Raw genomic sequence first — 12,136 nt, forward strand, 5'->3', positions numbered from 1 at the left:
ACTGAAAAGGCCCTCCGTCCGCGACTTCCCCTGCCGGGGTTCGCAGGCGGGGGGCTTTTTTGTATCATGGCCGACCCGCGCGCGTAGGGCGCCGAACGAGGTTGAGCATGCAGGCCGTAGAAGTCAAAAACTTCCTGGAATCGAAACTCCCAGGTACCCAGATCGAAGTGGAAGGCGAAGGCTGCAATTTCCAGCTGAACCTGATCAGCGACGAGCTCGCCGGCCTGAGCCCGGTCAAGCGCCAGCAACAGATCTATGCCCACCTGAACGAGTGGATCGCCTCCGGCGCCATCCATGCCGTCACCATGAAATTCTTCAGCCGCGCCGCCTGGGCCGAGCGTTCCTGAGCCCACGGGGAAAATAGCAATGGATAAACTGATCATTACCGGCGGTACTCGTCTCGATGGCGAGATCCGCATCTCGGGCGCGAAGAACTCTGCGCTGCCGATCCTCGCCGCGACCCTGCTGGCGGACACCCCGGTGACCGTCTGCAACCTTCCGCACCTGCACGACATCACCACCATGATCGAGCTGTTCGGTCGCATGGGCGTGCAGCCGATCATCGACGAGAAGCTCAACGTCGAAGTCGATGCCAGCACCATCAAGACCCTGGTGGCACCGTACGAGCTGGTGAAAACCATGCGTGCGTCGATCCTCGTGCTCGGCCCGATGGTTGCCCGCTTCGGTGAAGCCGAAGTCGCGCTGCCCGGCGGCTGCGCCATCGGCTCGCGTCCGGTGGACCTGCACATCCGCGGCCTCGAGGCCATGGGCGCAGAGATCACCGTCGAAGGCGGCTACATCAAGGCCAAGGCCCCGGCCGGCGGCCTGAAGGGCGCGCACTTCTTCTTCGATACCGTGTCCGTGACCGGTACCGAGAACATCATGATGGCCGCAGCCCTTGCCAATGGCCGCTCCGTGCTGGAAAACGCCGCACGCGAGCCCGAGGTCGTCGACCTGGCGAACTTCATCAACGCCATGGGCGGTGATGTGCAGGGCGCCGGCACCGATACCATCGTGATCAACGGTGTGAAAAGCCTGGGTGGCGGCGCCAAGTACAGCGTCATGCCCGACCGCATCGAGACCGGCACCTACCTGGTCGCCGCGGCGGCCACCGGCGGCCGTGTCAAACTCAAGGACACCGATCCGACCATCCTCGAGGCCGTGCTGGCCAAGCTGGTCGAAGCCGGCGCGCACATCACCACCGGCAGCAACTGGATCGAGCTGGACATGAAGGGCAACCGGCCCAAGGCGGTGAACATCCGCACTGCGCCGTACCCGGCATTCCCGACCGACATGCAGGCCCAGTTCATCTCCCTGAACGCCATCGGCGAAGGCACCGGCGCGGTCATCGAGACCGTGTTCGAGAACCGCTTCATGCACGTCTACGAGATGAACCGCATGGGCGCGCAGATCCTGGTCGAGGGCAACACTGCCATCGTCACCGGCGTTCCGCAGCTCAAGGGTGCGCCGGTCATGGCCACCGACCTGCGTGCTTCCGCCAGCCTGGTGATCGCAGCCCTGGTGGCCGACGGCGATACCATGATCGACCGCATCTACCACATCGACCGTGGTTACGAGTGCATCGAAGAGAAACTGCAACTGCTCGGGGCGAAGATTCGCCGCGTGCCGGGCTAGGGCTGAGCCAGACAATGCTGACGATTGCCCTGTCCAAGGGCCGTATCCTCGACGACACCCTGCCGCTGCTTGCAGCGGCGGGCATCGTGCCGACCGAGAATCCGGACAAGAGCCGCAAGCTGATCATCCCCACCACCCTCGATGACGTGCGCCTGCTGATCGTGCGCGCCACCGACGTGCCGACCTATGTCGAGCACGGCGCCGCCGACCTTGGCGTCGCGGGCAAGGACGTGCTCATGGAGTACGGTGGCCAGGGCCTCTACGAGCCGCTGGACCTGAAGATTGCCAACTGCAAGCTGATGACCGCCGGTGCGGTCGGCGCGCCGGAGCCCAAGGGCCGCCTGCGCGTGGCCACCAAGTTCGTCAACGTCGCCAAGCGCTACTACGCCGAACAGGGCCGCCAGGTCGACGTGATCAAGCTGTACGGCTCCATGGAGCTGGCGCCGCTGGTCGGCCTCGCCGACAAGATCATCGACGTGGTGGATACCGGCAACACCCTGCGTGCGAACGGCCTGGAGCCCCAGGAACTGATCGCGCACATCAGCTCGCGCCTGGTGGTGAACAAAGCTTCGATGAAGATGCAGCATGCTCGCATCCAGGCCCTGATCGACACCCTGCGCGAAGCCGTCGAAGCTCGACACCGTCACTGATACTCACCGCGACCCCGGTCGCGGCAGCCTATCCGTGTCATAGCCAAATTTTCTCGGGTGCCCGCACGGAAGGCTTGATAGTCTTGCGGCGCCCGAGATCATGCCAATTAAAGAGGCCAGCTATGACCGCACCCTTCGCTATCCGTCGACTCAACGCCGCCGATCCGGACTTCGCGCGTCATCTGGACCATCTGCTCTCCTGGGAAAGCGTGTCCGACGAGTCGGTGAACCAGCGCGTGCTGGACATCATCGCCGACGTGCGCAGCCGTGGTGACGCCGCCGTGGTGGAGTTCACCCAGCGCTTCGATGGCGTCGATGCCAAGACCATGGCCGACCTGATCCTGCCGCGCGAGCGCCTGGAACTGGCCCTGACCCGCATCACCCCGGCCCAGCGCGAAGCCCTGGAAACCGCCGCCGAGCGCGTGCGCAGCTACCACGAGAAGCAGAAGCAGGACTCCTGGCGCTACACCGAAGCCGACGGCACCGTACTCGGCCAGCAGGTCACCCCGCTGGATCGCGCCGGCCTGTACGTGCCGGGCGGCAAGGCATCCTACCCGTCTTCCGTGCTGATGAACGCCATTCCGGCCAAGGTTGCCGGCGTCACCGAAGTGGTGATGGTGGTGCCGACCCCGCGCGGCGAGATCAACGAGATCGTCCTGGCCGCCGCCTGCATCGCCGGCGTTGACCGCGTCTTCACCATCGGCGGCGCCCAGGCCGTGGCCGCGCTGGCCTATGGCACCGAGAGCGTGCCGCAGGTGGACAAGATCGTCGGCCCGGGCAACATCTACGTCGCCACCGCCAAGCGCCACGTGTTCGGCCAGGTCGGCATCGACATGATCGCCGGCCCGTCGGAAATCCTCGTGGTCTGCGATGGCGGCACCGATCCGGACTGGATCGCCATGGACCTGTTCTCCCAGGCCGAGCACGACGAGGACGCCCAGTCGATCCTGGTCAGCCCGGACGCCGCTTTCCTGGATCAAGTCGCCGCCAGCATCGAGAAGCTGCTGCCGACCATGGAGCGCGCCGAGATCATCCGCACTTCGCTGACCAACCGCGGCGCGCTGATCCTCGTCGCTGACCAGGAGCAGGCCTGCCAGGTCGCCAACCGCATCGCCCCGGAGCACCTGGAACTGTCCGTGGCCGATCCGGAAAGCTGGCTGCCGAAGATCCGTCACGCCGGCGCCATCTTCATGGGCCGCTACACCGCCGAGGCGCTGGGCGATTACTGCGCCGGCCCGAACCACGTGCTGCCGACCTCCGGCACCGCGCGCTTCTCCTCGCCGCTGGGCGTGTACGACTTCCAGAAGCGCTCCTCGATCATCTTCTGCTCCGCGCCGGGCGCTTCCGAGCTGGGCAAGACCGCATCGATCCTGGCCCGAGGCGAGTCGCTGACCGCCCACGCGCGCAGCGCCGAATTCCGCATCCTTGACGGCAAGAGTGAGTAACCCATGAGCAAGTTCTGGAGTCCCTTCGTCAAGGAGCTGGTGCCCTACGTTCCGGGCGAACAGCCGAAGCTGGCCAAGCTGGTCAAGCTGAACACCAACGAGAACCCCTATGGCCCGTCGCCGAAGGTGGTTGCCGCAATCCAGGCCGAGCTGAACGACACGCTGCGCCTGTATCCGGACCCGAATGCCGACCGCCTGAAGCAGACCATCGCCGAGTACCACGGGGTGAAGACCTCACAGGTCTTCGTCGGCAACGGTTCGGACGAGGTCCTGGCCCATGCCTTCCACGCGCTGTTCCAGCACGGCAAGCCGCTGCTGTTCCCCGACGTGACCTACAGCTTCTACCCGGTCTACTGCGGTCTCTACGGCATCGACTTCGAAGCGCTGCCGCTGGACGAGCAGTTCCAGATTCGTGTCGAGGATTACGCGCGCCCGAACGGCGGAATCATCTTCCCCAACCCCAACGCGCCCACCGGTTGCCTGCTGCCGCTCGAAGCCGTCGAGCGCCTGCTGCAGGCGAGCCCGGACAGCGTGGTGCTGGTGGACGAGGCCTACGTCGACTTCGGTGGCGAGACCGCGATTTCCCTGGTCAACCGCTACCCGAACCTGCTGGTGGCGCAAACCCTGTCCAAGTCGCGCTCCCTGGCGGGCCTGCGGGTCGGCTTCGCGGTTGGCCATGAAGACCTGATCGAGGCGCTGGAGCGGGTGAAGAACAGCTTCAACTCCTACCCGCTGGACCGCCTCGCGCTGGCCGGCGCGGTGGCGTCCTTCGCGGACCAGGCTTACTTCGAGCAGACCTGCAACGCGGTTATCCACAGCCGCGAGAAGCTAGTGGCCGAGCTCGAGACCCTGGGCTTCGACGTACTGCCGTCGGCGGCGAACTTCATCTTCGCCCGCCACCCGCAGCGTGACGGCGCCGAACTGGCCGCGGCCCTGCGCGAGGAGGGCGTGATCGTGCGTCACTTCAAGCAGCAGCGCATCAACCAGTTCCTGCGCATCAGCATTGGCACCGAGGAGCAGAACCAGGCTCTGATCGATGCCTTGCGGCTGAAGCTGTAAGGCAATCGCTGCCCATGAAAAACGGCGCCTTCGGGCGCCGTTTTTCATTGCGGTATCAGTTGCCGTTGGGCGCAGGCGGTGGGCGCAGGCCGACTTCGGCGTTGAGCGTTACCGGCTTGCCGTTGCGCAGTACTTCGATGGTGATCTTCTCGCCCGGCTTGGCGCGCGCCACCTGGTTCATCGAGCGGCGGCCATCGCTGGCGGCCTCGCCATCGATGTTCAGGATGATGTCGCCCGGCAGCAGCCCGGCCTTGGCGGCAGGGCCGTCGCGGTAGACGCCGGCGACGACGATGCCGGCCTTGTCCTTGAGGTCGAAGGACTCGGCCAGTTCCGGGGTCAGCGGCTGCACTTCGACGCCGAGCCAGCCGCGGATCACCTGGCCGTGCTCGATGATCGACTGCATGATCTCCAGGGCCAGCTTGGTCGGGATGGCGAAGCCGATGCCCTGGGAGCCGCCGGATTTGGAGAAGATCGCGGTGTTGATGCCGATCAGGTTGCCGTTGGCATCCACCAGCGCGCCGCCGGAGTTGCCGGGGTTGATCGCTGCGTCGGTCTGGATGAAGTCTTCGTAGGTGTTCAGGCCCAGCTGGTTGCGGCCGGTGGCGCTGATGATGCCCATGGTGACGGTCTGGCCGACGCCGAACGGGTTGCCGATGGCCAGGCAGACATCGCCGGTGCGGATGCCGTCGGAGCGGCCGAGCATGATCGAGGGCAGGTCCTTGAGGTCGATCTTCAGGACCGCAAGGTCGGTCTCCGGATCACTGCCCACCAGGCGGGCGATGGTCTCGCGGCCGTCACGCAGGGCCACGACGATCTGGTCGGCGCCGGAGGTCACGTGGTTGTTGGTCAGCAGGTAGCCTTCGGGGCTCATGATTACCGCCGAACCCAGGCTCGACTCCATGCGCTTCTGCTGCGGCAGGTTATCGCCGAAGAAGCGCCGGAACAGCGGGTCGTCGAGCATCGAGTTGTTCGGCTTGCTGACCATCTTGGTGGTGTACAGGTTGGCCACGGCCGGTGAAGAGCGGGTCACGGCGTCGGCGTAGCTGACCGGGCCCTGCTGCAGGCGGCTGAGCAGCGGGGCCTGTTGCAGGTGCACTTCCTGCTGCGGAAGGCCGACCCATTGCGGGTTATGCTGGATGATCAGCAGCGCCAACAAGACGCCAACCAGCACGGGCCAGCCGAGGAAACGCAGGGCCTTCAGCATCGAAGAAAATCCTTGGGGTTGCTTGGCCGGGGGATGGCCGATAGGGTGGCGGCCATTATACGGGCGGCGAGCCAAGAAAATAGACGCTCGCAGCCGATGTTGGAGGAATTTCGATGGCAATCGCACTGAGCACGCTGGTCGAGGAAGCCGACCGTTTTCTGGACGCGGCGAAGATCCAGGATTACTGCCCCAACGGCCTGCAGGTCGAGGGCCGCCCGCAGGTGCGGCGCATCGTTTCCGGTGTCACCGCCAGCCAGGCGCTGCTGGATGCCGCCGTGGAAGCGGATGCCGATGTCGTGCTGGTGCACCACGGCTATTTCTGGAAGGGCGAGGATGCCCGCGTGGTCGGCATGAAGCAGCGTCGACTGAAGACCCTGCTGAGCCATGACATCAGCCTGCTGGCCTATCACCTGCCGCTGGACCTGCATGCCGAGGTGGGCAACAACGTGCAGCTCGGTCGCCAACTCGGCTTCGAGATCGAAGGACCGCTGGAGCCTGGCAACCCGCGCTCCATCGTGCTGGTTGGCTCGCTGGCCGAACCCATGCTGCCGAGCGACCTGGCGCTCCACGTGCGCAATGTGCTGGGCCGCGAGCCGCTGCTGGTGGATGGTGGCCAGCCGATCCGTCGCATCGCCTGGTGCACCGGTGGCGCCCAGGGCTACATCGACCAGGCGATCGCCGCGGGCGTCGATGCTTATCTGACCGGCGAAGTCTCCGAGCAGACCGTGCACAGCGCGCGGGAGAACGGCATCAGCTTCATCGCCGCCGGCCACCACGCCACCGAGCGCTACGGCGTGCAGGCGTTGGGGGACTACCTGGCCAAGCGCTTCGCCATCGAGCACCTGTTCATCGATTGCCCGAACCCGGCCTGATGACGTTCAGGCCAAGCGCCAGGCCGTACAGGGATACCTGTAGGAGCGAGCTTGCTCGCGAACCCGCCCGGCGCTGAGGTGGCAGGAAACCTCGTTCGCGAGCAAGAACTAGGCGTCCCCCTCGTTCCTACAAAGAGCCCGCTGCTCGATCACCCTGGCCTGCATCCGAAAACAGAAATGAAAAAGGCCGGCTCTGTGAGCCGGCCTTTGTCGTGGCTGTAAACGTGATTATCGGTAGCCGTGGCGCTGGCGGTCGACCGCTTTGCCCAGCTCCCACACCGCCATGGCGTAGTGCGTGCTGTGGTTGTAGCGGGTGATCACGTAGAAGTTCGGCAGGCCGTACCAGTACTGGTAGGTGTTGCCCATGTCCAGGCGCAGCAGGCTGGCGGTCTGGTGATTGCCCAGCGAGCCCTGCGGGCGCAGGCCGGCGGCGGACAGTGCGCTGATCGAGTACTGGGTCTTGAAGCCGTCTTCCAGCGAGCGGGCCTGGCCGATGGCGGGGATCGCCACCGCATCGCCGGTGACCCAGCCGTGCTGCTTGAAGTAGTTGGCCACGCTGCCGATGGCGTCGCGCGGGTTCCACAGGTCGCGGTGGCCGTCGCCGTCGAAGTCCACCGCGTACTGGGTGAAGGAGGAGGGCATGAACTGCCCGTAGCCCATGGCGCCGGCGTAGGAGCCGCGCATCTCCAGCGGATTGTCACCTTCCTTGCGCGCCTGCAGCAGGAACTGCTCCAGTTCGCCGCTGAAGAACTCGGCGCGGCGCGGGTAGGAGAAAGAGAGGGTGGCCAGCGCATCGATGATCCGCGTCTTGCCCATCACGCGGCCCCAGCGGGTTTCCACGCCGATGATGCCGACGATGATTTCCGGCGGCACGCCATAGGTGCGCGAGGCGCGCTGCAGGTCGGCTTCGTACTGGTTCCAGAACTGCACGCCCTTCTGCACGTTGTCCGGGGTGATGAACTTCTTCCGGTAACGCAACCAGGCGCCGTTCGGGCCGCTGGGCGGGGTGTAGGTCGGCGCCTGACGGTCCATCAGGCGGATCACCCAGTCCAGCTCCTGTGTCTGGGCGAACAGGTCGTGCAGGTCCTGCCGGTTGAAGCCGTGCTTGCTCACCATCATGTCGATGAAGCGATTGGCGTTGGCATTGTTCGCGTAATCGCCGCGCAGCGGGGTGATCGGCTGCACCGAGCCGAACGCCGGGTGGGCGCTGGGCGAGATCAGGGTCGGTGTCTTCGGCTTCTGGGCCGGCTGTGGGGCGGGAGTCGGTTTGCTGCTGCACGCGGAGAGGAGGACAAGTAGAGGCAGGGTGAAAGCGATGCGGCGCATGGGAAATCTTCTGGGGCAGGAAAACGTGCCGCTATGCTAGCGCAGTGCCGGCTGGGCACAAGCCGGGAGAGCATCGTAGAAGCCGCTGACTCTGTTGCAGGAAAAATCCCGAGGTTGTTTCCGAGATGGCATTTGGGCCTTTGCTGCGCCTCGTTCGAGTGCCTCGGGAGCACACCTTCAGACGCCGGTTGAAAGCGGTTTTCACACTGAGCGCGTATGGCTATATCAGTATATTTTTTCGGTATAACCCGCCCGCCGGTTAGAGCCTTGCGCTGTGATAGAGTGCGCGCTCGTCTACGGCCCGCCGGCCGTCCATAAGCAATTCCGTGAGTAGCCATGGTCGACAAACTGACGCATCTGAAACAGCTGGAGGCCGAGAGCATCCACATCATCCGCGAGGTCGCCGCCGAGTTCGACAACCCGGTGATGCTGTACTCGATCGGCAAGGACAGCGCGGTGATGCTTCACCTCGCGCGCAAGGCCTTCTTCCCCGGCAAGCTGCCTTTCCCGGTGATGCATGTCGACACCCGCTGGAAATTCCAGGAGATGTACAGTTTCCGCACCAAGATGGTCGAGGAACTGGGCCTGGACCTGATCACCCACATCAACCCCGATGGCGTGGCTCAGGACATCAACCCGTTCACCCACGGCAGCGCCAAGCACACCGATATCATGAAGACCGAAGGCCTCAAGCAGGCCCTCGACAAGCACGGCTTCGATGCCGCCTTCGGTGGTGCCCGCCGCGACGAGGAGAAGTCCCGCGCCAAGGAGCGCGTCTACTCCTTCCGTGACAGCAAGCACCGCTGGGACCCGAAGAACCAGCGTCCGGAGCTGTGGAACGTCTACAACGGCAAGGTGAAGAAGGGCGAATCGATCCGCGTCTTCCCGCTGTCGAACTGGACCGAACTGGACATCTGGCAATACATCTACCTGGAACAGATCCCGATCGTGCCGCTGTACTTCGCCGCCGAGCGCGAAGTCATCGAGATGAACGGCTCGCTGATCATGATCGACGACGAGCGCATCCTCGAGCACCTCACGCCCGAGCAGAAGGCCAGCATCCAGAAGAAGATGGTGCGTTTCCGCACCCTGGGCTGCTACCCGCTGACTGGCGCGGTGGAGTCGACCGCCACTTCGCTGCCGGAAATCATCCAGGAAATGCTGCTGACGCGGACTTCCGAACGCCAGGGCCGGGTCATCGACCACGACGCCGCCGGTTCGATGGAAGAAAAGAAACGTCAGGGCTACTTCTAAGGTTCTCGCACCATGTCGCATCAATCCGATCTGATCAGCGAGGACATCCTCGCCTACCTGGCCCAGCACGAGCGCAAGGAACTCCTGCGCTTCCTCACCTGCGGCAACGTCGACGACGGCAAGAGCACCCTGATCGGGCGCCTGCTGCACGACTCCAAGATGATCTACGAGGACCACCTCGAGGCCATCACCAAGGATTCCAAGAAAGTCGGCACCACCGGCGACGAGGTTGACCTGGCGCTGCTCGTGGATGGCCTGCAGGCCGAGCGCGAGCAGGGCATCACCATCGACGTGGCGTACCGCTACTTCAGCACCGCCAAGCGCAAGTTCATCATCGCCGACACTCCCGGCCATGAGCAGTACACCCGCAACATGGCCACCGGCGCCTCCACCTGCGACCTGGCCATCATCCTGATCGACGCCCGCTACGGCGTGCAGACCCAGACCCGCCGGCACAGCTTCATCGCCTCGCTGCTGGGCATCAAGCACATCGTCGTCGCCATCAACAAGATGGACCTCAAGGGCTTCGATGAGGGCGTCTTCGAGCAGATCAAGGCCGACTACCTGCAGTTCGCCGACAAGATCAACCTCAAGACCAACTCCCTGCACTTCGTGCCGATGTCGGCGCTGAAGGGCGACAACGTGGTCAACAAGTCCGAGCGCTCGCCGTGGTACACCGGCCAGTCGCTGATGGAAATCCTCGAGACCGTGGAAGTCGCGGGCGACCGCAACCTCGACGACATGCGCTTCCCGGTGCAGTACGTCAACCGTCCGAACCTGAACTTCCGCGGCTTTGCCGGCACCCTGGCGAGCGGCATCGTGCGCAAGGGCGACGAAGTCATTGCCCTGCCGTCGGGCAAGGGCAGCAAGGTCAAGTCCATCGTCACCTACGAAGGTGAGCTGGAGCAGGCCGGCCCGGGCCAGGCCGTTACCCTGACCCTGGAAGACGAGATCGATGTCTCCCGCGGCGACATGCTGGTGCATGCCGACAATCGTCCGCAGGTCACCGACGGCTTCGACGCCATGCTGGTGTGGATGGCCGAAGAGCCGATGCTGCCGGGCAAGAAGTACGACATCAAGCGCGCCACCAGCTACGTGCCCGGTTCGATTCCGAGCATCACCCACAAGGTGGACGTGAATACCCTGGAAGAGACTGCCGCCAGCGAACTCAAGCTCAACGAGATCGCCCGCGTGAAGGTCAGCCTGGATGCTCCGATTGCGCTGGACGGCTACGAACAGAACCGCACCACCGGTGCCTTCATCGTCGTCGACCGCCTGACCAACGGCACCGTTGGCGCCGGCATGATCATCGCCGCGCCGCAAGCCAGCCACGGCGCTGTCGCCCACCATGGTGCGAACGCCCATGTAGCTCGCGAGGAGCGCGCGGCACGCTTCGGCCAGCAGCCCGCTACGGTCCTGTTCAGCGGCCTCTCCGGTGCTGGCAAGAGCACCCTGGCCTACGCCGTGGAGCGCAAGCTGTTCGACATGGGCCGTGCGGTCTATGTGCTGGACGGCCAGAACCTGCGCCATGACCTGAACAAGGGCCTGCCGCAGGATCGCGCCGGTCGTACCGAGAACTGGCTGCGCACCGCTCATGTGGCCAGGCAGTTCAACGAGGCCGGCCTGATCAGCCTGTGCGCCTTCGTCGCCCCGAGCGCCGAAGGTCGCGAGCGCGCCAAGTCGCTGATCGGCGCCGAGCGCCTGGTCACCGTCTACGTCCAGGCTTCTCCGCAGGTCTGCCGTGAACGTGATCCACAGGGCTTGTACGCCGCCGGCCAGGACAACATTCCGGGCGAATCCTTCCCGTTCGACGTGCCGCTGGATGCCGATCTGGTGGTCGACACCCAGAGCCAGTCGGTGGAAGAGGGCGTCAAGGCTGTCCTCGACCTGCTCCGCCAGCGCGGCGCGATCTGATCGCCGCCACGCTATGAAAAAGCCCCGCCTGCGCGGGGCTTTTTCTTTGGCTCTTCGTAGGGGCGAGCTTGCCGGCGAACATACCCGGTCGATTGAGAAGCCAGTGGTTCGCGAGCAAGCTCGCTCCTACAGGTCGTGCATTTGCGCAGGCATGAAAAAGCCCCGCCGAGGCGGGGCTTTTTCTTTGGGGCAGAGGCTTCAGTACTTGCTTTTCAGCCCGTACGTCTCGTCCAGGGTGCCCGGGCCGTCGCCGGTCTTGGGCGCGTAGTCGCGCGGTGCTTCGTTGTTCGCCGGCGGGGTCAGGCGCTCGCGGCGCTCGGGGTATTCGTCGGCGTGCAGGGCGGCCAGCAGGCGCTGTTTGGTCTGTTCGTCCAGGGCCAGACGCTCGGCGCCCTCGGACAGGTGCTCCTGCACATCCTGATAGCTCTGGGTGAGCTTTTTCATCAGGCTGGCGGAGGTGCTGAAGTGGGTCACCACTTCGCGCTGGTAGCTATCGAAACGATCCTGCATGTCGTCCACCTGACGCTGCAGCTTGTTGGGCGCGGCGTTGGGCAGCAGGCGGGCGATCAGAAAGCCGATGCCGACCCCGACGATCAGGGCGAGTAGCGGCAGCAACCAGGTGGTGAGGGACTGTTCCACGCGAATCCTTCCTCTATAGACGGCTTTGCTTTACGTTAGCGGCTTGCACCTGTGCTTGTATACCGTGGCGAATGCTTCGCCGCCTGCGCAGGTATTGAGCTAGACGAGACGACCCGCCACGGGGTCACGGAGCTGTTG

The 12,136-nt window shown here is 64.7% G+C and carries 11 protein-coding genes; 8 read left to right on the plus strand and 3 right to left on the minus strand.

What is annotated here, in order from left to right:
• Positions 1 to 107: 107 nt before the first annotated feature.
• The 5 genes from UB43_RS06300 to hisC all read left to right on the plus strand — a co-directional run bounded on the left by UB43_RS06300 (position 108) and on the right by hisC (position 4,789).
• Positions 108 to 347, plus strand: a complete 240-nt coding sequence (locus tag UB43_RS06300; protein ID WP_017518139.1) for a BolA family protein — start codon at positions 108 to 110, stop codon at positions 345 to 347.
• 19 nt (positions 348 to 366) lie between these two features.
• Positions 367 to 1,635 carry a UDP-N-acetylglucosamine 1-carboxyvinyltransferase gene (gene murA / locus UB43_RS06305; RefSeq protein WP_045209593.1) on the plus strand — a complete coding sequence of 423 codons (1,269 nt, stop codon included), beginning with the start codon at positions 367 to 369 and terminating at the stop codon, positions 1,633 to 1,635.
• A gap of 14 nt (positions 1,636 to 1,649) precedes the next feature.
• A complete protein-coding gene (hisG, locus tag UB43_RS06310; protein ID WP_045209594.1) occupies positions 1,650 to 2,285 on the plus strand; it encodes an ATP phosphoribosyltransferase in 636 nt (211 codons plus the stop codon).
• 122 nt (positions 2,286 to 2,407) lie between these two features.
• The gene (hisD, locus tag UB43_RS06315) at positions 2,408 to 3,730 is read left to right on the plus strand and encodes a histidinol dehydrogenase (protein ID WP_045209595.1); all 1,323 of its coding nucleotides are present in this window, start codon (positions 2,408 to 2,410) and stop codon (positions 3,728 to 3,730) included.
• Positions 3,731 to 3,733: 3 nt separating this feature from the next.
• Positions 3,734 to 4,789 (plus strand): histidinol-phosphate transaminase, encoded by a 1,056-nt coding sequence (hisC, locus tag UB43_RS06320; RefSeq protein ID WP_045209596.1) that lies wholly within the window; start codon positions 3,734 to 3,736, stop codon positions 4,787 to 4,789.
• Between the two features lie 55 nt (positions 4,790 to 4,844).
• Here the strand turns inward: hisC and algW are convergent, their stop codons facing one another.
• Entirely contained in the window at positions 4,845 to 5,993 is a 1,149-nt protein-coding gene (gene algW / locus UB43_RS06325) for a Do family serine endopeptidase AlgW (protein WP_045209597.1), read from the minus strand.
• Positions 5,994 to 6,106: 113 nt separating this feature from the next.
• On the opposite strand from algW, the gene UB43_RS06330 reads away from it, so the two are divergent.
• Positions 6,107 to 6,865, plus strand: a complete 759-nt coding sequence (locus tag UB43_RS06330; protein WP_045209598.1) for a Nif3-like dinuclear metal center hexameric protein — start codon at positions 6,107 to 6,109, stop codon at positions 6,863 to 6,865.
• Between the two features lie 228 nt (positions 6,866 to 7,093).
• Here the strand turns inward: UB43_RS06330 and mltB are convergent, their stop codons facing one another.
• Complete coding sequence (mltB, locus tag UB43_RS06335; protein WP_045209599.1) at positions 7,094 to 8,191, minus strand: lytic murein transglycosylase B; 1,098 nt, start codon at positions 8,189 to 8,191, stop codon at positions 7,094 to 7,096.
• Positions 8,192 to 8,527: 336 nt separating this feature from the next.
• Here mltB and cysD point away from each other — a divergent pair, with 336 nt between their 5' ends.
• Together cysD and cysN are read left to right on the plus strand one after the other, a co-directional pair.
• Positions 8,528 to 9,445 (plus strand): sulfate adenylyltransferase subunit CysD, encoded by a 918-nt coding sequence (gene cysD, locus UB43_RS06340; RefSeq protein ID WP_045209600.1) that lies wholly within the window; start codon positions 8,528 to 8,530, stop codon positions 9,443 to 9,445.
• Positions 9,446 to 9,457: 12 nt separating this feature from the next.
• Positions 9,458 to 11,359, plus strand: a complete 1,902-nt coding sequence (cysN, locus tag UB43_RS06345; protein WP_045209601.1) for a sulfate adenylyltransferase subunit CysN — start codon at positions 9,458 to 9,460, stop codon at positions 11,357 to 11,359.
• Positions 11,360 to 11,557: 198 nt separating this feature from the next.
• On the opposite strand, the gene UB43_RS06350 is transcribed toward cysN, so the two are convergent.
• Positions 11,558 to 11,998 (minus strand): YhcB family protein, encoded by a 441-nt coding sequence (locus tag UB43_RS06350; protein ID WP_045209602.1) that lies wholly within the window; start codon positions 11,996 to 11,998, stop codon positions 11,558 to 11,560.
• Positions 11,999 to 12,136 lie beyond the last annotated feature (138 nt).

Origin of the sequence: Pseudomonas sp. 21 (genome assembly GCF_000955805.1) — a bacterium.
In the GTDB taxonomy this organism is placed as follows: Bacteria; Pseudomonadota; Gammaproteobacteria; order Pseudomonadales; family Pseudomonadaceae; genus Pseudomonas.